Source organism: Saccharopolyspora dendranthemae (assembly GCF_007829955.1).
GTDB classification, from domain to species: domain Bacteria; phylum Actinomycetota; class Actinomycetes; order Mycobacteriales; family Pseudonocardiaceae; genus Saccharopolyspora; species Saccharopolyspora dendranthemae.
The window spans coordinates 530160-552646 of record NZ_VIWX01000004.1 but is presented as its reverse complement, the minus strand read 5'-3'; the positions used below and the strand labels follow the sequence as shown (position 1 = coordinate 552646).

Genomic DNA, 22487 nt, shown 5'->3' with positions numbered 1-22487 from the left:
CCTTCGCGAAGGCCGCGGCTCTCGCCGTCTCAGGGGTTCAGGGGCAGCGGGCGGCCGAGGACGGCGAAGGGGCGGGGGTCGCCGGTAAAGCTGTAGTTGCGCAGCACGTCCTCGAAACCGACGCGCTGGTACAGCTTCCAGGCGCGGGTCGGACCCTCCGGGGTCGACAGCAGCACGCGGCCGCCGGGCGCGCCGGAGAGCAGCTTGCGCAGGATCTCCTCGCCGAGACCCGCGCCCTGGGCGCTCGGGTGCACGTGCAGCTCGGTGAGCTCGAAGTAGTCCTGGAGCCAGGCGTCCGCGTCGCCGCCCGTGTCCTCCAAGCCCCGGCGGACCTGCTCGTGCCACCACTGGCCGGGCGCGCCGAGGTAGCCGTAGCCGATGCCGGTGAGCTCGTCGTCCTCGTTGAACGCGCCGATGCAGCGCCAGCCCGCGCGCAGCATGTGCGCCGACCACATCGGTGCGCGCTGCTGGGCGGTCACGGGCGGGTAGCCCATCGCGGTCACGTAGATCCGGAGAGCTTCGGGGAGTCTCGCCCGCAACTGCTCAGCGGTCAGTTCGAACACCCGGTCGCAGCTGGGGGATGGCGCAGCGGTCACGGGCCGAACACTAACGCCTCTCGTGCTCGGGGTCTTTCCTGCGCCCGGGCCACGTCGATCCGGACGGGATCCGTCGATCCCGTCCATGATCATCTTCGCAGCTCGTGACTCGAACAGGTGAGCTACAGCGCATCGCTTGAGTCGATCTCCGCTCGGCGCTAATCTGAACTCGTTCGAACGCGAGTTCGACGAACTCGCGTTCGAACCACGGTCCGGCGGTGGGGTGGGGGAAGCACCCCGCCGCCGGACCCCACCGCTGAAGGGAGAGCCGATGTCTTATCCCACCGACCTGTCGATCCCGTCGCCGCGATACTCCGTCGAGAACGCGGGACCCACGCCTGAGGCGGACACACCCGCGGGTGCGCTCTCGCTCCTGCTGCACGCGCGCACCTGCCTGCACGAGGCGGAGACCGCGGAACGTCCAGGTGAGCGGTTCATCGCGGCGCACCTGGCGGCGTTGCGGGCTGCCGCGGCCGTCGTCGTGGCGCGGTCCGCGCACCGCGAGGACAAGCGCCCGGCGAGCGTGTGGCAGCTGCTGACCGCGGCCGCGCCGGAGCTGCGCAAGTGGGCGGCCTACTTCGCCGCGCGCTCCAACCGTCGCGCCGCGGCCGAGGCCGGGGTTCCGACCACGACCGACGCGCACGCCGACGAACTGCTGGACAACAGCCGGGAATTCCTCGGCATCGTGGGGCGGAGCCTGCTGGGGGCGACCCGTGAACGGTACTGACGTGGGCATCGAGTACGGACGCATGCTCGATCAGCTGGGGATCGAAGCCCAGCTGATGACGGCCGCGACGCACGACGTGCACGTCGACGCGCCGGTGTACAGCGCGTCCGGCCGCACCGTCGGCCAGACGCTCCGGCACCTCGGTGATCTGTGCGAGGACGTGCTGTCCTGGCTCGGATCGCCCGAGGCGCAACGACGGTGGGATCTGCCGGCCGAGGCGGACCTGCGAGAGCTGACCAACCGGTTCGCCGTGCGGATGGCGGACCTCCTCGCCGAGTTCGTCTCCCGCCCGCCGGACGATCCTGCTCCGACGTGGTGGCCGGAGCAGCACACCGTCGCCTTCTGGGCGCGGCGGATGCTGCACGCCGCCACGGTCCACCGCGCAGACGTGCAGACGGCGGCCGGTATCGAGCACACGCCGATCGATCCCGAGGTGGCCGCCGACGGCATCGACGAGGTGCTGCGGGTCTGGTTCGGCTATCGCCTGCACTCGCTGCAGATCACCGCGACCAGGCCCTGCTCGGTGGGCGTGCACGTGCCCGGACGCAATTGGCTGGTCACCGCCGACCCGTCCGGTGCCGCGGTGACCAGCTCCCAGGACGTCGCCACCACCACGCCGGACGCGGTGGTCGGCGGTGAGCCCGGCTCCGTCTACCTGTGGATGTGGGGGAGGCTGCCCAGCCGGGCGGTGGAGACCAGCGGCGATCCGGACGCCATCGCCCAGCTGTGGGGCTTGTTGCAGCTGGCGACCCGGTGACCGCGCGCTCGGCGTGGCCGGTGCGCAGGAATTCGGTTGCTCGAATCCCGCGGAGGGCACACTGTGGGCGGATGCTGATCCGCCGCGAAACCCCTGCCGATCACGCCGCCATCCGCCGGGTGCACGCGGCGGCGTTCGCCGATCCTGATGCTCCGCAACGGGTTCCGGTGGAGGTCGGACTGGTCGACGCGCTGCGCGAGGACGGGTCGTGGCTGCCCGCCTTGTCGCTCGTCGCAGAACGCGATGGTGAGGTCGTCGGGCACGTGGTGTGCAGCCGGGCGCACGTCGGTGCGGTCCCGGCGCTGGCGCTCGGGCCGATCGGCGTGCCACCGGAAACGCAACGCGCGGGCGTCGGTTCGGCGCTGATGCACGCGGTGCTCGGCGCCGCCGACGCGCTCGGCGAACCGCTGGTGGCGCTGCTCGGCCACCGCGAGTACTACCCGCGGTTCGGCTTCGACCCCGCCGGGAAGTTCGGCATCACCCCTCCGGTCCCGGAGTGGGCCGAGCACTTCCAGGTCCGCCCGCTGGCCGGGTACGACCCGGCAGTGCGTGGCGAATTCGCCTACGCGGCACCGTTCATGGACCTGTAGTGCCCGATCACGCCCGCAGCCGGAGCCCTTTCGGCGTTGCCCGGAATCCCGCTTCCGTGAGGACCTCCGCGAGCTTCGACCCCCACGCGCCTTCGCCGTCGGCGCGCTCGACCGCGAGCTGATCCAGCCAGCCCTCGCGCACCACTCGGGCCAGCCCGTCCGCTGCGGACCGCAGAGCGGCTTCGTCCTCGGTGAACGACAGCAGCGACTTGCCGCCGCGTTCGACGTAGAAGACCACCTCGCCGGCCACCAGCACCACCAGCGCCCCGGCCTTCCTGCCCGGCCGGTGCCGGGTGTCGCCCATCGGCGCCGGCCAGGCCAGCGCGCCACCGTAGGGCTGCGCGGGGTCGGCGGCGGCCATCACCAGGGCATTGGTGTCCACCTCGTCGTCGCCCGAGAGGGCGCGCAGCCTGTCGATCGCGCCCGGGATGGCGAACTGCGCGGCACCGAGCCCTTCGACGACGTACCCGCGGCGGCAGCGCCCGGACTCCTCCATCGCGCGGAGCACCTTGTACACCGCGGAGAACCCGCCGGTCACCCGCTCGACGTCCAGCGCGCCCCGGGTCAGCACGCCGTGCCGTTCCAGGAACGCCTCGGCTCGGGCGTGCGCGCGGCGTGTGGGCTCGGCGGCGGGTTGCGGCGCCAGTGACCAGCGCCCCGAGACGGTCGGCGGTCCGCTGCGCGGAGGCATCGACGGTCGCCCCGACCGCAGCCGCGCGTAGCGCCCGCGCGGCGCGCTGCGGCGCGGTTTGTGCGCGGCGCCCCGGCCGGAGACCAAGGCGCGCAGCGGTGCGAGCGTGTCGTTGGTGACCGTCCCGGCCCAGACCAGGTCCCACAGGGCGGTGGTGATCGCGTCGTCGGCGGGCGCCTCCTCGTCCTGTTCGAGCAGCAGCGCGCCCGCCCGGTCGGCCAGCTGCCGGAAGAACTGCGCGCCCCCTTCCAAGGACGACAGGACCGCCCGGTGCAGCGGTGAGTCCGGTGGTTCCTCGACGAGGTCGGGCAGCAGCAGGTCGGCGACATCGGTGGGCGCCAACGCGATCCACCCGTCACCGCCGGCGAGGGAGCCCGACCCGACCCAGCTCACCTCGCCGGTCGCGGTCAGCTCGTCGAGCAGCGCGGGGGAGTAGCCGGGCATCCGGGAGGGCAGCACGAGGGACTCCAACGCGCTGGCCGGGATCGGCGCCCCGGCCAGCTGCTCGACGACCGAGTACACGTCGTCGACGGTCGGAGCGGTGCGCACTCGGGCGCCGATGCCGTGCCACACCGGCAGGAACCTGCCCAGCGCAGCGGGTTCCACCGGTTCGACCTCGGCGCGCAGCCGGGCCAGCGAAGCCCGCCGCAGCCGGCGCAGGACCTCGGCGTCGCAGTAGTCCAGCGGACCTCCGCCACCGGCCTCCAGCGGGCGCAGCTCGCCGCGCACCAGCCGTCCGGACCCGGTCAGCCGGTCCAGCACGCCGTGCACCACGGCCACCCCCAACCCGAAGCGCTGCGCTGCGGCGTCAGCGGTGAACGGGCCGCGGCAGCGGGCGTAGCGGATCAGCAGCTCGCCGAGCGGGTCGGCGACCGGCTCGGTGAAGGCCTCCGGCACTCCGACCGGCAGCGCGACGCCGAGCGCGTCACGCATCTTCCCGGCGTCCTCGATCGGGATCCACCGCTGCTCGCCGGCGATCCGGACCTGCAGGACGCGGCGCTGCTCGGCGAGTTCGGTCAGCCATTCCGGTCGTGCGCCGCGTTTCTCGGCCTCCGTCGTGGACAGATCGCCGAGGAAGCGCAGCAGGTCGGCGGTGCCTTCGGCGTCGCGCACGTGGCGGTCGGGGTCGAGCCGCTGCAGCTGCTGCTCGATCTCGGTGAGGGCCTCGGTGTCCAGCAGTTCGCGCAGGGCCTCCGAACCGAGCAGTTCGGCGAGCAGCGTGGAGTCCAGGCTCAGCGCGGCGGAACGCCGTTCCGCCAGTGGAGCGTCGGTCTCGTAGAGGAACATCCCGACGTAGCCGAACAGCAGGTTGCGCGCGAACGGCGACGGGCTCGGGGTCTCGACCTCGACCACCCGCACCTTGCGGGCCGCGACCTGCTGCATCAGCTCGGACAGGCCCGGGACGTCGTAGACGTCCTGCAGGCATTCCCGCATGGCTTCCAGCACGATCGGGAACTGCTCGTACTGCGCCGCGACGGCGAGCAGCTGAGCGGATCGCTGCCGCTGCTGCCACAGCGGCGTGCGGCGGCGCGGGTCTCGGCGCGGCAGCAGGAGCGCCCGCGCCGCGCACTCCCGGAACCGCGCGGCGAACAGCGCCGAACCGCCGACCTCGTCGGTGACCAGCTGCTGCACCTCGGCGGGCGGGAGCAGCACGTCCTCGGCGGTCGGCAGCACCTCGGCCCCGGACTCGTCGAGCGCGTCGGCGAGCCGCAGCACGATGCCGTCGTCGGAGGAGGCGATCTGCGGTTCGATGCCGCGTCGCTCCCGGATCCGCGCGCCGACCGCCAGCGCCCACGGACCGTTGACCTGCGCCCCGAAGGGGGAGTGCACCACCATCCGCCAGTCGCCGAGCTCGTCGCGGAAGCGCTCGACCACGATCGTCCGGTCGTCGGGCACGTGCCGCGTGGCTCGGCGTTGTTCGTCCAAGTAGGACAGCAGGTTCGCGCTCGCCCACTCGTCCAGCCCGGCGGCCGCGACGCGTTCCTGCGCAGCGGAGGTATCAGCGCTGCTGAGCTCGCGGACGAAGGCGCCGAGCGCCCTGCCGAGCTCCAGCGGGCGGCCGGGTTGGTCGCCCTTCCAGAACGGCATCCGGCCCGGCTGGCCCGGCGCAGGGGTGACGATGACCCGGTCGTGGGTGATGTCCTCCACCCGCCACGCGCTGGTTCCGAGCAGGAACGTGTCTCCGACGCGGGATTCGTAGACCATCTCCTCGTCGAGCTCGCCCACCCGCACGCCGCCGCGGCCCGCCTCCTCGTCTCCGGGCGTGGTCACGGTGAACAGGCCGCGGTCGGGGATGGTGCCGCCGGAGGTGACCGCGAGGCGTTGCGCGCCCGGGCGGGCGCGCAGCTCGTCGTTGACCCGGTCCCACACGATCCGCGCGCGCAGCTCGCCGAACTCCTCGCTGGGATAGCGCCCGGCGAGCATGTCCAGCACCGCGTGCAGCGCCGAGTCCGGCAGACCGGCGTAGGGGGCGGAGCGGCGCACCAGCGCAGCGAGCCCGGCCACCGGCCAGTCGTCCATCGCCGCCATCGACACGACGTGCTGGGCCAGCACGTCCAGCGGGTTGCGCGGATAGGCGATCGATTCGATCAGCCCGTCGGCCATGCGTTCCGACACCACCGCGCAGCCGACGAGGTCGCCCCGGAACTTCGGGAAGACGACGCCGCGGGAGACCGCCCCGACCTGGTGCCCGCCGCGCCCGATCCGCTGCAACCCGGAGGCCACCGTGGGCGGTGTCTCGATCTGCACCACCAGGTCGACCGCGCCCATGTCGATGCCCAGCTCCAGCGAGGAGGTGGCCACCACGCACGGCAGGCTCCCGGACTTGAGCTCCTCCTCGACCACGGCCCGCTGCTCCTTGGACATCGAGCCGTGGTGCGCTTTGGCCACCGCGGGCGGCGCTCCCGAACCGATCCCGGATCCGCCCACGGCTTCAGCGGGGAAGCGGCTCATCGGTTCCGGTTGCTCGGCGGCCAGCTCGTTGATGCCCGAGGTGAGCCGCTCCGCCAGCCGCCGCGAGTTGCTGAACACGATCGTCGAGCGGTGCTGCCGGATCAGTTCCAGAACGCGTTCCTGGACCGAGGGCCAGATCGAGGTGTGCTGCTGCGCCGCCTGGTCGCCGGGGTCGTCGGTGGAAGCGCCGAGCTCGGTCATGTCCGGCACCGGCACCTCCACCCGGACCTCGACCTCCTTCGGGTGGGCGGGTTGCACCGTGCGCACGGGTCTGCCGCCGGCCAGGTAGGTCCGCACCTCCTCGACCGGTCGCACCGTCGCCGACAGCCCGACCCGCTGCGCCGGGCGCGCCAGGAGCTCGTCGAGGCGTTCCAGCGACAGAGCGAGGTGCGCGCCGCGCTTGGTGCCCGCGACTGCGTGCACCTCGTCGACGATCACCGTCTCCACCCCGGCGAGGGATTCGCGCGCTGCCGAGGTGAGCAGCAGGAACAGTGACTCCGGCGTGGTGACGAGGACGTCCGGGGGCTTGCGGGCGAACGATCGTCGCTGGTCGGCGGGGGTGTCTCCGGTCCGGATGCCGACCTGGACGTCCGGTGGTTCGCCGCCCAGCCGCTGGGTCGCCTGCCGGATCCCGGCCAGCGGGGCGCGCAGGTTGCGCTCCACGTCGACGGCCAGGGCCTTCATCGGTGACACGTAGAGCACCCGGCAGCGCTTCTTCGGATCCGGTGGCACGGGCTCGGCTGCCAAGCGGTCCAACGCGGACAGGAAGGCCGCGAGCGTCTTGCCGGAGCCGGTCGGCGCCACCACCAGGGCGTGCTCACCCGCGGCGATGGCCTCCCACGCGCCCCGCTGCGCCTCGGTGGGCGCGGCGAAGGCGCCGCGGAACCAGTCGCGGGTCGCCTCGGTGAAGCCGTCCAGCACGTCGCTCATGCCTCCATGCTGGACCACGCCACCGACGAACGGCGCTGGTGACGGTGCCTGTCAGCCGACACCGCGGGGCGGCGCGATTCCTCGACGACGGTCAGCGGCGGTTCTGCCAGAGGAAGCGGATGGCCAGCACGATCACGACCAAGAGGGTCGCGGCGATCACCACTTGGCCGAGCGGTGTGGACATGCCGGTCGGATCGGCCTGCAGGAGCAGCACACCACCAGCGTACTGGTCACACGTAGGGTGGGCGACGATGCGCCACACCGCTTTCCGCCGACGCATGGCCGAGGAGTTCGGTCGCGTGCGGTCCGAGATGCTCGCCCAGGACCACGTGTTCTCGTCGCTGGGCGGACGGACCGTCGACCAGGCGCTCGAAGCCGGCTGCACGACCAAGGAGGTCTGGACGGCGGTCTGCGAGGCCTTCGACGTCCCGTCCGAACGGCGCTAGGCGCCGAGCGGGTCGTCAGCCTCAGCCGCGGTCCTGCTGGAAATCGGCCCAGAGGTTCTGGGCGCTGACCTGCTGCTGCTCGGTGCGCCCCGCTTCGCGGTAGTGCTCGTAGGCCCGGCGGCGCTCCTGCTGCACGTTCTGCAACCGCTCGGCGGTGACCCGCCGCTGCTGCTCCGCGGTCGGGTGTCCCTCCGCGACCGCCATCTCGTCCTCGCACATCGGCTCGATCTCGGCGATCCGCTTCTCGTCGGCGATCACGTCGCTGCGGTCCTCGTGCACCGGTGGCTGGTGGTGGCGGTAGCGGACGTAGGGGTTGTCCTCCGGAAGACCGCCGCTGACCCGGCCGTAGAGGCCGAAGAACGTCAGCACCAGGCCTGCGATGAGGCTGAACACCACGTTCCGCAGCTCGAAGGCGAAGACGTTCCACGCGGTGTTGAGCACCGCCAGGTTGGCCAGGCCGGACAGGACGAACAGCCCTCCGACGACAGCGGTCGTGGTGGAGGAGAGCGGGCCGCCCCAGGCGGCGGCGCCGACCAGGATCGCGCCGACCGCGATCGACACCACGGCGAGCAGGCCGTTGCTGGACAGGCCCAGCACGTCGACGCCGTCGGTGGTGAACAGCGGGACCCGGTTGGCGAGCCCGAGCGCGCCGAAGACCATCAGGCACGCTCCTAAGACGGCCGCTGCGATCCGGTGGAACCGGGCCAGCGGGTGTTCGGGTGGGAGGTAGCGATCCATCCGCATTCGTGCACCTCCTGGACAACGAGAGGTGCTTCCAGTGTCCACCTGCGGCGAAGGGTTCGCACTGTCACACGTCCAGGTGATGTGACCGGCGTGTCGGGCTGACGCTCGAACATCCGTTCGCTTAGTATGGGCGCAACGGGAAGGGGATCGCCCGCAAACCCCGCGAGCCGGATTGTCGGTCCCAGCCCGTAGCGTCTGAAACGACGTGAACGACTCGTCCCAGAGAGTCGCCCGAAGACCCGACTCGAAGACTTCACCGAGGTGGACCCCGATGGCAGCAGCGACACCGGACAAGGGCAAGGCGCTGGAACTGGCGCTCAGCCAGATCGACAAGCAGTTCGGCAAGGGATCGGTCATGCGGCTCGGCGAGGAGTCGCGGCCGCCGGTCGAGGTCATCCCGACCGGATCCATCTCGCTGGACGTCGCACTGGGCATCGGCGGTCTGCCGCGCGGTCGAATCGTGGAGATCTACGGCCCGGAGAGCAGCGGTAAGACCTCGGTCGCCCTGCACGCCGTGGCCGGTGCCCAGCAACTCGGCGGAACGGCGGCCTTCGTCGACGCCGAGCACGCGCTGGACCCGGAGTACGCCAAGGCGATCGGCGTGGACACCGACTCGCTGCTGGTCTCCCAGCCGGACACCGGTGAGCAGGCGCTGGAGATCGCGGACATGCTGATCCGCTCCGGCGCTCTGGACGTCATCGTCATCGACTCGGTGGCCGCGCTGGTGCCGCGCGCCGAGATCGAGGGCGAGATGGGCGACAGCCACGTCGGTCTGCAGGCCCGCCTGATGAGCCAGGCGCTGCGGAAGCTGACCTCCGCGCTCTACAACGCCAAGACCACCGCGATCTTCATCAACCAGCTCCGCGAGAAGGTCGGCGTCATGTTCGGCTCTCCGGAGACCACCACCGGTGGTAAGGCGCTGAAGTTCTACTCCTCGGTGCGGCTGGACGTGCGCCGGATCGAGACGCTCAAGGACGGCTCCGACGCGGTCGGCAACCGGACCCGCGTGAAGGTCGTCAAGAACAAGGTCGCGCCGCCGTTCAAGCAGGCCGAGTTCGACATCATCTACGGCGTCGGCATCAGCCGCGAGGGCTCGCTGATCGACATGGGTGTCGAGCAGGGCATCATCCGCAAGTCCGGTGCCTGGTACACCTACGAGGGCGACCAGCTGGGCCAGGGCAAGGAGAACGCCCGCAAGTTCATGCGGGAGAACCCCGACGTGGCCAACGAGATCGAGAAGCGGATCAAGGAGAAGCTGGGCATCGGTGCCACCCTCGACACCGAGGGCGAGAAGGCCGCCGAGCCGGCGCCGGTCGAGTTCTGATCCGAGCTTGGGCAGGATGAACGACGAAGGTGCCACGCGCCGGGGGAGAGGTCGTCGAGCCCCCGGCAGCGAGTCCGGGGAGGGCGAGGCGGCGGAGAAAAAGCCGCCTCGCAAGCCCGAAGACCCGGCTGCGCAGGCCCGTGACGTGGTGTACCGGCTGCTGGCGAGTCGCGCCCGCAGCCGGCTCGAACTGCGACAGGCATTGCTGCGCAAGGAGATCGACGAGGACGTCGCCGACGGCGTGCTGCAGAAGTTCGTCGATGCGGGTCTCGTCGACGACGCCTCGTTCGCCGAGGAATGGGTCAACCAGCGCCAGCGCTCGCAGGGCCTCGGCCGCAAGGCGCTGGGCTTCGAGCTTCGCCGCAAGGGCATCGATGAGCACCTGGTCGAGTCCGCTCTGTCCAACGTGGACAGCGATGCCGAGGCCGAGCGCGCTCGTGAACTGGTGCAGCGCAAGTTGCGCAGCATGAACTCCCTCGACCGCAACGCGAAGATGCGCCGCCTGGTCGGCATGCTCGCCCGCAAGGGCTACTCCGAGGGCCTCGCCTTCCGCATCGTCAAGGAGGAGATCGACCACGCCGGGGACGGCTCGTCGGGCTCGGACTTCGATTTCTCTTGAGACCTCAACGGTTTCTGGGCCGTTGGGGTGAACCCGGGTGAACTCCGCGAGCTGAACCGGTCGGCGTCCCTAAGCTCCTGCGCGTCGCATGGACCGGCACGACCGACGCCGGTCGCGCTCCACGGACCTGGGGGACGCTGTGAGCCAATCCGCGCGCACGCAGACGCAGAATCCGTACCTGCCGCAGCCGAAACCGAGATTCGGCAAGCTGGCGTGGGCGGCGTTGATCCTCGGGATCATCGGGCTCTGCGGTTCGATCGTGCCGATCTTGAACAACGCGACCGCGGTCGCCGCGCTCGTCGGACTCGTGCTGGGGATCATCGCGCTGTTCGGCAGCAGGAAGGCGCTGGCCGGAACCGGTTCCGTGCTGTGCGTTCTGGCGGTCGTGGCCACGGTGGTGCTCCAGGGCGCGATGGTCGCCGAGCTGAACCGGGTTCTCGCCGGCGAGAACCCGGCGCGACCAGCGGAGGACGCCGCACCCGCGCCCGTCCTCCGCCTGGGGTTCGGTGATCGGCACACCTGGCCGGACGGCCGCGCGATCTCGGTCCTCCCGCCCGCTCCCTACGTGGAGGTCAGCGAGTTCTCGCGTCCTCCCGCGGGCAAGCGGCACGTGCAGTTCCAGGTCGCCGTCCGCAACGGCGGCCAGGACTCCTACAACGCCGTCACCACGACGATCACCGTCACGCACCACGGCCACGTGGCGCAGCAGCACTTCGGCGCGGGCGATCCGATCCCGGTCGAGCAGCTGCCCCCGGGCGGAGAAGTGCGCTACACCATGGTTTTCGAGATCGACGCCGAACCGGGCGAGCTCCAGGTCAGCGTTCAGCCGACCTTCAGCGCCGAGGAGACCGCCTACTTCGTCGGCCAGGTCTGATTTTTCTCGGACGTGGGTACCAGAATGTCGGTGGTTCGTCGTAGGGTCCGTGGTCATGACGACGTCGAGCCTGCGGCACATCGTGTGGGACTGGAACGGAACGCTTCTCGATGACAACCACGCGGTGGTCTCGGCGGTGAACACCGTGTGCACCCACTTCGACCGCGATCCCATCGACATCGACGAGTGGCGCGCGATCTTCAGCCGCCCGCTGCGCGCCTGCTACGAACGCCTCCTGCGGCGCGAGATCACCGAGGACGACTGGTCCCGGGTCGACGAGCTGTACCACGTCGCCTACCGGGAGCTGCTGGATTCCTGCGGCATGACCGACGGTGTGCCGCACGTGCTGCAGGACTGGGCGGCGACGGGCGGAACCCAGTCGCTGCTGTCGATGTGGTTCCACGACGAGCTCGTCGACCTGGTCACGGCTCGCGGCCTGCACGCTCTCTTCGACCGGATGGACGGGCTGCGCAGCTCGGTGGGCGGAGGCTCCAAGGACGTGCACCTGCGAGCGCACCTCGAAGCGCAGGAGCTCGATCCGGCCGAGGTGGTGCTCATCGGTGACGTCCTCGACGACGCCCACGCCGCCGAACAGGCAGGCGCGCACTGCGTTCTGGTCACCACCGGAGTGATGGACCGCCCGAAGCTGGAGAAGTCCGGCTACCCGGTGGCGGACTCGCTCCCGGAGGCGCTCAAGCTCCTCGCGGCCTGAGGCCCGGGGCGCCCGCGTGCGAGCGGGCGCCCCGCGACCTCAGCGCAGCGCGGCGGCCTCGGCGGCCAGCTGCTCGATCTTCGTCCACTCGCCCGCGGTCAGCAGGTTCTTCGGCGCGAGCCAGGAGCCGCCGACGCAACCGACGTTGGGCAGCGCCAGGTAGTCCGGCGCGTTCGCCGGGCTGATCCCGCCCGTCGGGCAGAACCGCAGGTGCGGCAGCGGTCCGGCGATCCCCTTGAGGAACGGCACTCCACCGCTGGCCTCGGCGGGGAAGAACTTCATCGCGCTCGCACCGCGCTCGGCCAGCCGCATCGCCTCGGACGCGGTTCCCGCGCCCGCCAGGTACGGAACGCCAGAGGAGTCCAGGTCGTCCAGCAGCCGGTCCGTCGTGCCGGGCGTGACCAGGTAGCGGGCACCGGCGTCGGCCGCCTGCTTCGCCTGGCCGACCTCGGTGATCGTGCCCGCTCCCGCGACCATGTCGGGAACCTCGGCAGCGATCCGCTCGATCGCGGGGAGACCGGCCGGGGTGCGCAGGGTGACCTCGATGGTCCGGAGCCCGCCGCGCAGCAGCGCTTCGGCCAGCGGGACGGCGTGCTCGACGTCGTCCAGGGCTACCACGGGAACCACGGGCGCCAGGTCGAAAACGTCGGCTGCGGTGTTCATCTGCTCTTCCCCTCGCTTCGGTGCGGTCGTCCCGCCGCTGGTCATGCTCGCACCTGGCTGGTGCGGGGCTGCGGTTGCCCGAACACGCTCGCGCCCTGGTCGGCGCGGCCGACGGCCTGGCGGAACGCGGCGAACAGTTCGCGCCCGGTGCCGAACGGCGCCGGGTCGGCCCCGTCGGCGGGCACGCGCGAGGCGAGCTCATCGTCGGGCACGAGCGCTTCCAGGGTTTCCCGATCGGCGTCGAGGCGCACGACGTCACCGTCCTGGATCCGCGAGAGCGGCCCGCCCGCAGTGGCTTCCGGGGTGAGCTGGATCGCGGCCGGGATCTTGCCGGAGGCACCGGACATCCGGCCGTCGGTGACCAGCGCGACCTGGTGGCCGCGATCCATCAGCACGCCCAGCGCCGGGGTGAGCCCGTGCAGCTCGGGCATGCCGTTGGCCTGCGGACCTTGGTTGCGGATCACGACCACGACGTCGTGATCGATCTCGCCGGCGGCGAAAGCGGCCGTGAAGGCGTGCTGGTCGTCGAAGACCCGCGCCGACGCGGTGACGGTGCGGTGCTCGGCTGCCACCGCCGACACCTTGATCACCGCTCGCCCGAGGTTGCCCTCCAGCACTCGCAGTCCGCCGTCCGGCGCGAACGGGTCGTCGACCCCGCGCAGCACGTCGTCGTCCAGGCTCTTCGCCGGAGCGTCCCGCCACACCAGCTCGCCGTCGTCGAGGAACGGCTGCTGCCGGTAGCGGTCCAGGCCGGGTCCGGCGACGGTCTGGACGTCGGCGTGCAGCAGCCCCGCGTCCAGCAGCTCGCCGACCAGCGTCTGCACGCCACCGGCGGCGGCGAAGTGGTTGATGTCGGCCGAGCCGTTCGGGTAGACCTTCGCCAGCGACGGCACGACCGCGGACAGCTCCGAGAAGTCGTCCCAGGTCAGCTCGATGCCCGCGGCGGCCGCGATGGCGGGCAGGTGCAGCGTGTGGTTGGTCGATCCGCCGGTGGCCAGCAGCGCGACCACGCCGTTGACGATCGCCTTCTCGTCGAGCAGCTCGCCGATCGGCGCGCGCTCGTCGCCCTGCCCGAGCCGCACCACCTGCCTGCCGGCCTCCTCGGTGAGCGCCTGGCGCAGCGGGGTTCCCGGCGGGACGAAGCTGGATCCGGGCAGGTGCAGGCCCATGACCTCGACGACCAGCTGGTTGGAGTTGGCGGTGCCGTAGAACGTGCAGGTGCCGGGGGAGTGGTAGGAGGCGGACTCGGCCTCCAGCAGGTCCTCCCGAGTCGCCTTGCCCTCGGCGAACAGCTGCCGGATCCGGCTCTTCTCGCGGTTGGGGAGACCGGAGGGCATGGGGCCCGCCGGCACCAGCAGGGTCGGCAGGTGTCCGAACGACAGCGCGCCGATCAGCAGACCGGGCACGATCTTGTCGCACACGCCGAGAAGCAGCGCCCCGTCGAACATCTCGTGGGACAGCGCCACGCCGGTGGCCATCGCGATCACCTCGCGGGAGAACAGCGACAGCTCCATGCCGGTGCGTCCCTGCGTGATCCCGTCGCACATCGCGGGCACGCCGCCGGCGAATTGCGCGACACCGCCCGCGTCGCGCACCGAATCCTTCAGCCACGCGGGGAACTCGGCGTAGGGCTGGTGCGCGGAGAGCATGTCGTTGTAGGCCGACACGATCGCCACCCCGGGCTTGCGGACACCGCGCACCGCGAGCCGGTCGGAGCCGCTGCAGGCCGCGAAGCCGTGCGCGAGGTTGCTGCAGGGCAGCTCGGCCCGGACCGGGCCTTCCGCAGCCGCGGCGTTGATGCGTTCGAGGTAGGCCGAGCGGGTCTGCGCGCTGCGCTCCGCGATGCGGCGGGTGACCTGGTCGACGACGGCGTGCACTGGCGCCATGATCGCCTCCGATTGTTCAGCTGGACAAACGGGCGACAACGCTGGCGCCACATGGCGCGGGTCACACTAGCGGGTGTGGCCTGGATTTCACAATCGATCCAGTTGAGCGGAAGCCGTTCCCGCCGAGATCCGGACGTGCGCGATCATGGATCCCTCGCCCCGATGCTGAAGGAGTGGTTGTGAGGATTCGCCTGCTCGCAGTCGCGGCACTGGCCGTCGTCCTGACCGGATGCGGGCAAGTCGAACCCGCCGCGCCGCCACCACCTCCGCCCGCTCCCGAGGTCCCGGTCGCGCCGCCGAACTCCTCGGCGGGAAGCGACGTGGAACTGGGCAGCTCACCGACGCTGACCGCGATCAAGCAGCGGAAGCGGTTGCTGGTCGGTGTGCGCGCCGACCAGCCGAAATTCATCACGCGGGATCCTGCGGGCGGATATCGGGGCTTCGACGTCGACGTCGCCCGCGACATCGCTCGTCGCATCGGTCTCGACCCCAGCACCCAGGTGCAGTTCCGCCGACTGCCCCCGACGCTGCTGCGCGACGCGGTCGGCGCGGGCAACGTCGACGTCCTGCTCGGCGGTCCCTCCGACGTCCCGCAGCTCACCGCGATCCCGTACGCGGTCACCGACACCGAGCGGAACCTCGTCATCAAGGCCGACGACCCCGAGCTAGCCGAAGAGCTCCGGGGAATGCTCCAGGAAGCCGTCGCCGATGGCACCTGGCAACGCATCGCCGACCAGAACCTGACTCCCCAAGGAATCTCGGCCCACCCGTGACGCAAAACGGGGTGCCTCCGCGTGGAAGCACCCCGTTTTGCGGATCTGGTCAGAGCCGGGCGGTGTCCCGGGCTTCGCCGGTGTCCTGGAGGGCGACCGTGCCGAGCTTGCCCTTGCGGCCCTGGCTGAGGCGACGTTCGGTGAAGGTCGCCAGCCTGCTCAGCAGGTAGTTGATGAGGATGAAGATCGCGCCGACCACGATGTAGGTCTGGATCGGGTTGTTGAGGTTCTGGATGATCACCTGGGCTTCGCGGACCACGTCGACGTAGGCGACGATGAAGCCCAGCGAGGTGTCCTTGACGATCACCACGAGCTGGCTGATCAGAGCGGGCAGCATCGCCCGGAACGCCTGCGGCAGCAGCACCTGGCTCAGCACCTGGCCTCGGCGCAGGCCGATGGCGTAGGCGGCTTCGCTCTGGCCCTGGGGCAACGCGAGGATCCCGGCGCGCACGATCTCGGCGATGATCACCGAGTTGTACGCGGTCAGGCCGATCACCAGGAACCACATCGGCGAGAGGTCCAGGCCGAGCGAGGGCAGCACCCGGAAGGCGAAGAACACCATGATCACGACCGGGACGCCGCGCAGCAGCTCGACCACGCCGACCACGAGCCACCGGTACCACGGCGCGCTCACGACCCGGGTGATCGCCAGCAGGGTGCCGATGACCATCGAGAACACCATCGCCAGCGCGGCTGCGGTGAGCGTCCCCAGCAGACCGGTGCCCATCAGGCCCCACAGCGCGGTGAACGTGCCGTTGGTCGGATCCAGCAGCGGGCCCCACTTCTCGGCGGTCAGCTGCCCCTGCGTGCCCAAGGTGTAGACGATCCAGCCGACGAGCGCGAGCAGCAGCAAGCCGACGGTGGCACTGGCGACCAGCGAACGCCGCTTCGCCTGCGGGCCCGGGGTTTCGTAGAGAACCGCGTTGGTCATCGCGCGATCGCCACCTTCCGCTCCAGGTAACTCAGCAGCAGACCGGCCGGGATGGTGATCACCAGGTAGCCGAGCACCACGCCGATCAGGACCGGGAGCGCGGACAGCCCGCGCGCCGAGGTCAGCGTGTCGCCGACGGAGAACAGGTCCCCGCCGACGCCGAACGCACCCACCAGCGCCGAGTTCTTGATCATCGCGATGATCACGTTGCCCAGCGGCGGGACCACCGTGCGCACCGCCTGCGGGAGCACGACCAGCGACAGCGACTGGCCGAAGGTCAGTCCCACCGCACGAGCGGCCTCGGCCTGACCTGCCGGAACGGCGTTGACGCCGCTTCGGATCGCTTCGCACACGAAGGCCGAGGTGTAGAGCGCGAGACCGATGGTGCCGAACCAGAAGTAGGAGCCGTTGACGCCGAGTTCCGGCAGGCCGAAGGCCATGAAGAACAGCACCACGGTCAGCGGGCAGTTGCGCAGCACGTTGACCCAGCTGGTCCCGGCGCCGCGCAGCGGAGGCAGCGGGGACACCCGGAATCCCGCCGCGACGGTCCCGAGGACCAGCGCGATCAGGCCCGCCAGCAGGCAGATCTCCAGCGTGCGGACTAGGCCGCTCAGGTAGAGCGGCAGGTTGTCGATGAGGACTTGCACAGGTTCCACTCCGGCCAAGAGATGAGGGTGCCGACCGGAGCGGACGGCACCCTCATTCCGCGATCAGGTCAGCTGCAGGGGTCGGCTTGCGGAAGGTTCGGCGTCTGCTTGGACACCTTGCCCGCGGTCGCCTGCCAGGCCTTCGCGTAGGTGCCGTCCTGGCTCGCCTGCGTGAGCGTCTTGTCGATGAACTCGCAGAACTTCGTGTCGCCCTTCTTGATGCCCATGCCGTAGGGCTCCTCGGTGAAGGGCTTCTCCACGAGCTTGAACTGGCCGCCGCTCTGCTCGACCAGACCCATCAGGATCACGTTGTCCGTGGTCACCGCTTGGACCTGGCCGGTGCGCAGCGCGTCGGCGCACTTGGAGTAGACGTCGAAGAGCACCAGGTTCTGCTCGTCGACGTACTCCTTGATCTTCTCGGCCGGGGTCGAGCCCGTCACCGAGCAGACCTTCGCGCCGGTCGGACGCAGCGCCTCCGGACCGGTGATCTGGGAGTTGTCGCTCTTGACCATGATGTCCTGGCCGGCCGTGTAGTACGGCCCGGCGAAGCTGATCCGCTGCTTGCGCGAGTCGTTGATCGTGTAGGTCGCCACGACCATGTCGACGCGATCCTGCTCGATGATCTCCTCGCGCGTCTTGCTGGGAGCCTCGACCCACTGGATCTTGTCCGCGGGGATGCCCAGCTTCGCCGCGACCAGCTTGGCCATCTCGACGTCGAAGCCCTGCGGCTTGCCGTCGAGACCGTTGAGGCCGAACAGCGGCTGATCGATCTTGGTGCCGATCCGGATCGTGCCTGCCTGCTTGAGGTTGGCCATCGTCGTGCCGGGTTCGAACTGCGCGTTCTGGTCGACCGGGATCTCCGGGGCGCCACCGGCCAGCTGGTTCTCGCCGCCCCCGCCGCAGGCGGACAACGCCAGTGCCAGCGATGCCGTCAGCACCGTGACCAGGCGGAATCTATTGCCTCGCATCTGCTTGTGCCTCTCTGTGCAATGGTGGTGACACTCAGTGGGTGAGGATCTTGCCGAGGAAGTCCTTGGCCCGTTCGCTCTTCGGCTCTGCGAAGAACTTCTCGGGCTGGCCGTCCTCGACGACCTCGCCATCGGCCATGAACAGCACGCGGTGCGCGGCGCGGCGGGCGAAACCCATCTCGTGCGTGACGACGACCATCGTCATGCCCTCATCGGCGAGGCCGGTCATCACGTCGAGCACCTCGTTGACCATCTCCGGGTCCAGCGCGGAGGTCGGCTCGTCGAAGAGCATGACCTTCGGCTTCATCGCCAGCGCGCGGGCGATCGCCGCCCGCTGCTGCTGACCACCGGAGAGCTGCGCCGGGTACTTCGCGGCCTGGTCGGCGATGCCGACGCGCTCCAGCAGCTTCATCGCGTCGCGCTGCGCCTCGTCCCGGTTCTGCCCGCGGACCTTGATCGGCCCGAGCGTGACGTTCTCCAGGATCGTCTTGTGCGCGAAGAGGTTGAACTGCTGGAAGACCATGCCGACGTCGGCGCGCAGCTCCGCCAGGGCGCGTCCCTCGGCCGGGAGCGGAACACCGTCGATCTCGATGGTTCCGCCGTTGATCGGTTCGAGCCGGTTGATGGCCCGGCACAGCGTGGACTTGCCGGAACCGGAGGGGCCCAGGACCACGACGACCTGTCCCTTGGGCACTTCGAGGTCGATCGACCGCAGCACGTGCAGTGACCCGAAGAACTTGTCGACCGCGGACATCCGGATCATCGGAACGTCCGTGGGGGCTGCGGTCATTCAGTGCTCCCGAATGAGTCGGTTTTGCGGATTTCGTTGGCGGAAACTTAAGCCTGCTGTGGCTCCGGAGTCCAGTGCTTGGGATGGATCGGTTGTTTCAAATCCGTTACGCAACGGAGCGGGCTTCGTCCGCTTGGCCACTCATCGCGTCGGCAGTCCTGGAACGCCGGTTGCGTTCCGTAATCGGCGAGGTCGGGTATCTGCTGCTCGCTCGTCGTTCCGGGCGGGTGAATCGGGGATCTGACCAGGCGCTACCGTGGAACGGTGAGCACGAAGACGTACGAGATCCGCACTTTCGGCTGCCAGATGAACGTGCACGATTCCGAGCGGCTCGCGGGCATGCTGGAGGACGCCGGGTACGCGCGGGCCGAGACCGGCGGTGAGATGCCGCCCGACGTGGTCGTGTTCAACACCTGCGCCGTGCGCGAGAACGCCGACAACCGGCTGTACGGAACGCTCGGTCACATGCGCCCGCAGAAGGACATCAACCCGGGCATGCAGATCGCCGTCGGCGGCTGCCTCGCGCAGAAGGACCGCGACACGATCGTCAAGAAGGCGCCCTGGGTCGACGTCGTCTTCGGCACTCACAACCTCGGCTCGCTGCCGACGCTGCTGGAACGCGCGCGGCACAACCAGGAGGCCGAGGTCGAGATCCTGGAGTCGCTGGACGTCTTCCCGTCCACGCTCCCGGCCCGCCGCGATTCCGCCTACTCCGGCTGGGTCTCGGTGTCGGTGGGCTGCAACAACACCTGCACCTTCTGCATCGTGCCCGCGCTGCGCGGCAAGGAGAAGGACCGCAGGCCCGGCGAGGTCCTCTCCGAGGTCGAGGCGCTGGTGTCCGAGGGCGTCCTCGAGGTGACCCTGCTCGGCCAGAACGTCAACGCCTACGGCGTCGAGTTCGGCGACCGCTACGCCTTCGGCAAGCTGCTGCGCTCCTGCGGTGAGATCGACGGACTGGAGCGCGTCCGGTTCACCTCGCCGCACCCGCGCGACTTCACCGACGACGTCATCGAGGCGATGGCCGAGACGCCCAACGTCTGCCCGCAGCTGCACATGCCGCTGCAGTCCGGTTCGGACCGGATCCTCAAGGCGATGCGCCGCTCCTACCGCAGCGAGCGCTTCCTCGACATCGTCGGCAAGGTGCGCGCGGCGATGCCGGAAGCGGCCATCACCACCGACATCATCGTCGGTTTCCCGGGGGAGACCGAGGAGGACTTCGAGGCCACGATGGAGGTCGTGCGGCGCGCTCGGTTCTCCAGCGCCTTCACCTTCCAGTACTCCAAGCGCCCGGGCACGCCCGCCGCGGACATGCCCGAGCAGCTGCCCAAGGAGGTCGTCCAGCAGCGCTACGAGCGGTTGGTCGCGTTGCAGAACGAGATCTCCTGGGACGAGAACAAGAAGATCGTCGGCCGCGAGGTCGAGCTGCTGGTGGCCGAGGGCGAGGGCCGCAAGGACGCCGAGACCCACCGGCTGTCCGGCCGCGCGCGCGACGGCCGCCTGGTGCACTTCACCCCCACCGGTGCGCTCGACGGCGAGATCCGGCCCGGCGATCTCGTGCGCACCACGATCACCCGCGCCGCTCCGCACCACCTGGTCGCCGACGCCGACATCACGGGTCACCGCCGGACCCGCGCCGGCGATCACTGGGAAGAGGGCGTGCGGCCGAAGACCTCCGGGGTCAGCCTCGGGTTGCCCTCCATCGGTGCCCCGGCCTCGGAGCCGTCGGCGCAGCAGGGATGTGCGTGTTGAGCGAGGAGCAGGACGTCGAGCAGCGCGGTGAGGTGCTGCGGCAGTTCGATCCGGGCAGGAAGGCGCTGATCATCGCCTCGGTGATGCTGGTGCTCGTGGTGAGCGCCCTGCTTCCGTGGGCCGGCGGCAGCCCCGGTTGGGAAGTGCTGACCGGGCAGACCGACCCCACGCTGAAGGTGGGTCTGCTGCCCAGGCTGTTCGCGATCAACTCCACGATCGTCGGCCTCGGGTTCGGCGCGCTGGCCCTGATCACGCGGCGCTGGGGTGCGGCCTTCCTGGCAGGTGTCGCCGGACTGGTGGTCACCTTCGAAGGCATGATCGCGATCTGGTCCCGCCAGACCAGCGGTCACACGGGTCCGGGGTTCGGTCTCGTGCTCGCGGTCGTGTGCATGGCGGTGCTGGCGATCCAGTGGATGCGCATCGTCTGGTCCCGCGACTGAGGCCGGCGGCAGTTGTGGTCCGAACCGTCCCATGATCATGTCCGTTTCGCCCGGACAGTTCAGACCAACACCACCAGAGCAGAACGACGCCCGCACCGACCTCGGCGCGGGCGTCCTCGTCTCCGCAGATCAGCGGCTGGCGATCGCCTGCTCCGCCGCCTGCAGCCACTCGCGCCACTGGGCCGCCTGCTCATCGGCCTTCTTCGCGCGCCGCTCGTCGCCCGCTGCGCGCGCCTTCTCCGCCTGCGCTTCGAACTGCTCGACGCGCTCGCGGAACTGATCAACGCGCGCCTGAGCCTCCGGATCGGTGCGACGCCACTGGGCGTCGGCCGCGTCGCGCACCTTGTCGGCGACGCCGCGCAACCTGCCCTCCAGCTCGCGCATCCGCTCGCGCGGCACCTTGCCGATCTCGTCCCAGCGCTCCTGCACCCGCTGCAGCTGCGACTGCGCGGTCTTCAGATCCGCTGACGGGTCGATCTGCTCGGCCTCGACCAGCAGTTCTTCCTTGATCTTGGCGTTAGCCGCGAACTCGGCGTCGCGCTCGGAGAACGCCTCCGAGCGACGGCTGAAGAACCGGTCCTGCGCGGCGCGGAAGCGCTGCCAGAGCGCTTCGTCGCTGTCCTTCGGCGCGCGGCCGGTGGCCTTCCACTCGGCCATCAGCTGCTTGTAGCGGTTGGCGGCGTCGCCCCACTCGCTGGACTCGGTGAGCGCCTCGGCCTCCTCGACCAGCTCCTGCTTGCGGGACTTGGAAGCCGCGCGCTGCCGGTCCAGCTCGGCGAAGTGCGAGCCGCGACGGCGGCTGAACGCGTCACGTGCCTTGGAGAAGCGCCGCCACAGCTGCTCGTCGGTCTTGCGGTCGACGCCGCGGACCTTCTTCCACTCGTCGAGGATCTTGCGCAGCCGGTCGCCGGCCGACTTCCAGTGCGTCGCCTCGTGAGCGATCTCCTCGGCCTCCGCGACCAGCGCCTCCTTGCGGGCGATGGCCTCGGCGCGGGCGCGCTCCTTCTCGTGCTTGGCGCCCTCGACGGCTTCCTCGGCGCGCGCCAGCAGGTGCTGGATGCGGGCGTCGAGCGCGGCGAGATCACCGATCACCGCGGCCTCGGGCAACGCCTCCTGCAGGTGCTTGGCGCTGGTGAGGGTGTGCTTCGGCTCGCCCGCGTGGGTGCCCAGCCGGGTCTCCAGCAGCTCGACCTCGGTGACCATGTCGTCGAACTTGCGCGCGTAGAGGGCCAGACCTTCGGTCGCATCGCCGGCTTGCCAGGAACCGATCGCCCGCTCACCGTCGGCGGTGCTGACGTACACCGTGCCGTCGGCATCCACCCGTCCCCACCGGGACGGATCCGCGGACGCCTTCGGTACTGCGGGCGCGACCGCGGGTGACCCGGTGTTGCTCGTGGTCGAGTCCGCGACCGCCTTGTTGGCGACCGACTCGGGGGTCGTGTCCTGGTGCGTCATGGCCGGGTTCCTCCTTGCGTGCCCGCTCCGATGCCCGTGGCCAGCACGGGCGCCCCGCATCGGCGGGGCCCAGCAAGCGTCGGCCCGGACCGTCGAGCGGTCCGGCCTCCGCTGGCGCATTCAAACAGGTCAACGGCCGATTCGGTACTCCATGACCGAATCGGTGCCCGGTTGGAACCTGGGAGCCTCGTGACCTGCACGGCTTCATTGTCATCGGTCACCC

22 protein-coding genes are annotated in these 22487 nt (G+C 70.4%); 11 read left to right on the top strand and 11 right to left on the bottom strand.

Features of this window, described 5'->3' with window-relative positions:
- Window positions 1–29: 29 nt before the first annotated feature.
- The gene (locus FHU35_RS20780) at window positions 30–596 is read right to left on the bottom strand and encodes a GNAT family N-acetyltransferase (protein ID WP_145742274.1); all 567 of its coding nucleotides are present in this window, start codon (window positions 594–596) and stop codon (window positions 30–32) included.
- A 271-nt stretch (window positions 597–867) separates the two neighbouring features.
- On the opposite strand from FHU35_RS20780, the gene FHU35_RS20775 reads away from it, so the two are divergent.
- The 3 genes from FHU35_RS20775 (at window position 868) to FHU35_RS20765 (ending at window position 2670) form a co-directional block, all read left to right on the top strand.
- Entirely contained in the window at window positions 868–1323 is a 456-nt protein-coding gene (locus tag FHU35_RS20775) for an SAV_6107 family HEPN domain-containing protein (RefSeq protein ID WP_145742272.1), read from the top strand.
- Entirely contained in the window at window positions 1310–2080 is a 771-nt protein-coding gene (locus FHU35_RS20770; RefSeq protein WP_246110452.1) for a maleylpyruvate isomerase N-terminal domain-containing protein, read from the top strand. The genes FHU35_RS20775 and FHU35_RS20770 overlap by 14 nt, the downstream gene beginning before the upstream one ends.
- Window positions 2081–2151: 71 nt before the next feature.
- Entirely contained in the window at window positions 2152–2670 is a 519-nt protein-coding gene (locus tag FHU35_RS20765; RefSeq protein ID WP_145742270.1) for a GNAT family N-acetyltransferase, read from the top strand.
- Window positions 2671–2677: 7 nt separating this feature from the next.
- Here the strand turns inward: FHU35_RS20765 and FHU35_RS20760 are convergent, their stop codons facing one another.
- Together FHU35_RS20760 and FHU35_RS30210 are read right to left on the bottom strand one after the other, a co-directional pair.
- On the bottom strand, window positions 2678–7243 hold the full coding sequence (locus FHU35_RS20760) for an ATP-dependent helicase (RefSeq protein WP_145742267.1): 4566 nt from the start codon (window positions 7241–7243) through the stop codon (window positions 2678–2680).
- A gap of 91 nt (window positions 7244–7334) precedes the next feature.
- On the bottom strand, window positions 7335–7457 hold the full coding sequence (locus FHU35_RS30210; RefSeq protein ID WP_281290252.1) for a hypothetical protein: 123 nt from the start codon (window positions 7455–7457) through the stop codon (window positions 7335–7337).
- Between the two features lie 37 nt (window positions 7458–7494).
- Between FHU35_RS30210 and FHU35_RS20755 the strand changes: the two genes are divergently transcribed.
- Window positions 7495–7689, top strand: coding sequence for a DUF3046 domain-containing protein (locus FHU35_RS20755; RefSeq protein ID WP_145742266.1), 195 nt, complete (start codon window positions 7495–7497; stop codon window positions 7687–7689).
- Window positions 7690–7710: 21 nt separating this feature from the next.
- On the opposite strand, the gene FHU35_RS20750 is transcribed toward FHU35_RS20755, so the two are convergent.
- Complete coding sequence (locus FHU35_RS20750) at window positions 7711–8433, bottom strand: DUF4383 domain-containing protein (RefSeq protein WP_145742264.1); 723 nt, start codon at window positions 8431–8433, stop codon at window positions 7711–7713.
- A gap of 271 nt (window positions 8434–8704) precedes the next feature.
- Between FHU35_RS20750 and recA the strand changes: the two genes are divergently transcribed.
- The 4 genes from recA to FHU35_RS20730 all read left to right on the top strand — a co-directional run bounded on the left by recA (window position 8705) and on the right by FHU35_RS20730 (window position 11962).
- On the top strand, window positions 8705–9757 hold the full coding sequence (recA, locus tag FHU35_RS20745) for a recombinase RecA (RefSeq protein WP_145742262.1): 1053 nt from the start codon (window positions 8705–8707) through the stop codon (window positions 9755–9757).
- A 16-nt stretch (window positions 9758–9773) separates the two neighbouring features.
- Complete coding sequence (locus FHU35_RS20740; protein ID WP_145742260.1) at window positions 9774–10376, top strand: regulatory protein RecX; 603 nt, start codon at window positions 9774–9776, stop codon at window positions 10374–10376.
- Between the two features lie 139 nt (window positions 10377–10515).
- Window positions 10516–11250, top strand: a complete 735-nt coding sequence (locus FHU35_RS20735; RefSeq protein ID WP_145742258.1) for a hypothetical protein — start codon at window positions 10516–10518, stop codon at window positions 11248–11250.
- 55 nt (window positions 11251–11305) lie between these two features.
- On the top strand, window positions 11306–11962 hold the full coding sequence (locus FHU35_RS20730) for an HAD family hydrolase (protein WP_145742256.1): 657 nt from the start codon (window positions 11306–11308) through the stop codon (window positions 11960–11962).
- Window positions 11963–12001: 39 nt separating this feature from the next.
- Here the strand turns inward: FHU35_RS20730 and eda are convergent, their stop codons facing one another.
- Window positions 12002–12625: a bifunctional 4-hydroxy-2-oxoglutarate aldolase/2-dehydro-3-deoxy-phosphogluconate aldolase gene (gene eda, locus FHU35_RS20725; protein WP_145742254.1), complete on the bottom strand. Its 624-nt coding sequence runs from the start codon at window positions 12623–12625 to the stop codon at window positions 12002–12004.
- A gap of 41 nt (window positions 12626–12666) precedes the next feature.
- The gene (edd, locus tag FHU35_RS20720) at window positions 12667–14511 is read right to left on the bottom strand and encodes a phosphogluconate dehydratase (protein ID WP_145742252.1); all 1845 of its coding nucleotides are present in this window, start codon (window positions 14509–14511) and stop codon (window positions 12667–12669) included.
- A 179-nt stretch (window positions 14512–14690) separates the two neighbouring features.
- On the opposite strand from edd, the gene FHU35_RS20715 reads away from it, so the two are divergent.
- Window positions 14691–15284: a transporter substrate-binding domain-containing protein gene (locus FHU35_RS20715; RefSeq protein WP_186459526.1), complete on the top strand. Its 594-nt coding sequence runs from the start codon at window positions 14691–14693 to the stop codon at window positions 15282–15284.
- 49 nt (window positions 15285–15333) lie between these two features.
- Here the strand turns inward: FHU35_RS20715 and FHU35_RS20710 are convergent, their stop codons facing one another.
- Genes FHU35_RS20710 through FHU35_RS20695 form a run of 4 tightly spaced genes read right to left on the bottom strand, consistent with a single transcriptional unit; the run spans window position 15334 to window position 18593 of the window.
- Entirely contained in the window at window positions 15334–16215 is an 882-nt protein-coding gene (locus FHU35_RS20710) for an amino acid ABC transporter permease (protein WP_145742248.1), read from the bottom strand.
- Window positions 16212–16871: an amino acid ABC transporter permease gene (locus FHU35_RS20705; protein WP_246110451.1), complete on the bottom strand. Its 660-nt coding sequence runs from the start codon at window positions 16869–16871 to the stop codon at window positions 16212–16214. Before FHU35_RS20705 ends, FHU35_RS20710 begins: the two co-directional genes overlap by 4 nt.
- Window positions 16872–16930: 59 nt before the next feature.
- Window positions 16931–17830 (bottom strand): glutamate ABC transporter substrate-binding protein, encoded by a 900-nt coding sequence (locus FHU35_RS20700; protein WP_222429441.1) that lies wholly within the window; start codon window positions 17828–17830, stop codon window positions 16931–16933.
- A gap of 34 nt (window positions 17831–17864) precedes the next feature.
- On the bottom strand, window positions 17865–18593 hold the full coding sequence (locus tag FHU35_RS20695) for an amino acid ABC transporter ATP-binding protein (RefSeq protein WP_186459548.1): 729 nt from the start codon (window positions 18591–18593) through the stop codon (window positions 17865–17867).
- Between the two features lie 291 nt (window positions 18594–18884).
- Here FHU35_RS20695 and miaB point away from each other — a divergent pair, with 291 nt between their 5' ends.
- Together miaB and FHU35_RS20685 are read left to right on the top strand one after the other, a co-directional pair.
- Window positions 18885–20369 (top strand): tRNA (N6-isopentenyl adenosine(37)-C2)-methylthiotransferase MiaB, encoded by a 1485-nt coding sequence (gene miaB, locus FHU35_RS20690; RefSeq protein ID WP_145742242.1) that lies wholly within the window; start codon window positions 18885–18887, stop codon window positions 20367–20369.
- A complete protein-coding gene (locus FHU35_RS20685) occupies window positions 20366–20809 on the top strand; it encodes an Rv2732c family membrane protein (RefSeq protein WP_246110450.1) in 444 nt (147 codons plus the stop codon). The genes miaB and FHU35_RS20685 overlap by 4 nt, the downstream gene beginning before the upstream one ends.
- A 129-nt stretch (window positions 20810–20938) precedes the next feature.
- Here FHU35_RS20685 and FHU35_RS20680 read toward each other — a convergent pair whose 3' ends face one another.
- Window positions 20939–22264, bottom strand: a complete 1326-nt coding sequence (locus tag FHU35_RS20680; protein ID WP_145742238.1) for a DUF349 domain-containing protein — start codon at window positions 22262–22264, stop codon at window positions 20939–20941.
- Window positions 22265–22487 lie beyond the last annotated feature (223 nt).

What these genes read in the sequence shown, in the direction of transcription:
- FHU35_RS20775 (WP_145742272.1), top strand. Translation starts at nt 868, where the DNA reads ATGTCTTATCCCACCGACCTGTCGATCCCGTCGCCGCGATACTCCGTC.
- FHU35_RS20765 (WP_145742270.1), top strand. Translation starts at nt 2,152, where the DNA reads ATGCTGATCCGCCGCGAAACCCCTGCCGATCACGCCGCCATCCGCCGG.
- FHU35_RS20760 (WP_145742267.1), bottom strand. Translation starts at nt 7,243, where the DNA reads ATGAGCGACGTGCTGGACGGCTTCACCGAGGCGACCCGCGACTGGTTC.
- FHU35_RS20755 (WP_145742266.1), top strand. Translation starts at nt 7,495, where the DNA reads ATGCGCCACACCGCTTTCCGCCGACGCATGGCCGAGGAGTTCGGTCGC.
- FHU35_RS20750 (WP_145742264.1), bottom strand. Translation starts at nt 8,433, where the DNA reads ATGCGGATGGATCGCTACCTCCCACCCGAACACCCGCTGGCCCGGTTC.
- recA (WP_145742262.1), top strand. Translation starts at nt 8,705, where the DNA reads ATGGCAGCAGCGACACCGGACAAGGGCAAGGCGCTGGAACTGGCGCTC.
- FHU35_RS20740 (WP_145742260.1), top strand. Translation starts at nt 9,774, where the DNA reads ATGAACGACGAAGGTGCCACGCGCCGGGGGAGAGGTCGTCGAGCCCCC.
- FHU35_RS20730 (WP_145742256.1), top strand. Translation starts at nt 11,306, where the DNA reads ATGACGACGTCGAGCCTGCGGCACATCGTGTGGGACTGGAACGGAACG.
- eda (WP_145742254.1), bottom strand. Translation starts at nt 12,625, where the DNA reads ATGAACACCGCAGCCGACGTTTTCGACCTGGCGCCCGTGGTTCCCGTG.
- edd (WP_145742252.1), bottom strand. Translation starts at nt 14,511, where the DNA reads ATGGCGCCAGTGCACGCCGTCGTCGACCAGGTCACCCGCCGCATCGCG.
- FHU35_RS20710 (WP_145742248.1), bottom strand. Translation starts at nt 16,215, where the DNA reads ATGACCAACGCGGTTCTCTACGAAACCCCGGGCCCGCAGGCGAAGCGG.
- FHU35_RS20700 (WP_222429441.1), bottom strand. Translation starts at nt 17,830, where the DNA reads ATGCGAGGCAATAGATTCCGCCTGGTCACGGTGCTGACGGCATCGCTG.
- FHU35_RS20695 (WP_186459548.1), bottom strand. Translation starts at nt 18,593, where the DNA reads ATGATCCGGATGTCCGCGGTCGACAAGTTCTTCGGGTCACTGCACGTG.
- FHU35_RS20680 (WP_145742238.1), bottom strand. Translation starts at nt 22,264, where the DNA reads ATGACGCACCAGGACACGACCCCCGAGTCGGTCGCCAACAAGGCGGTC.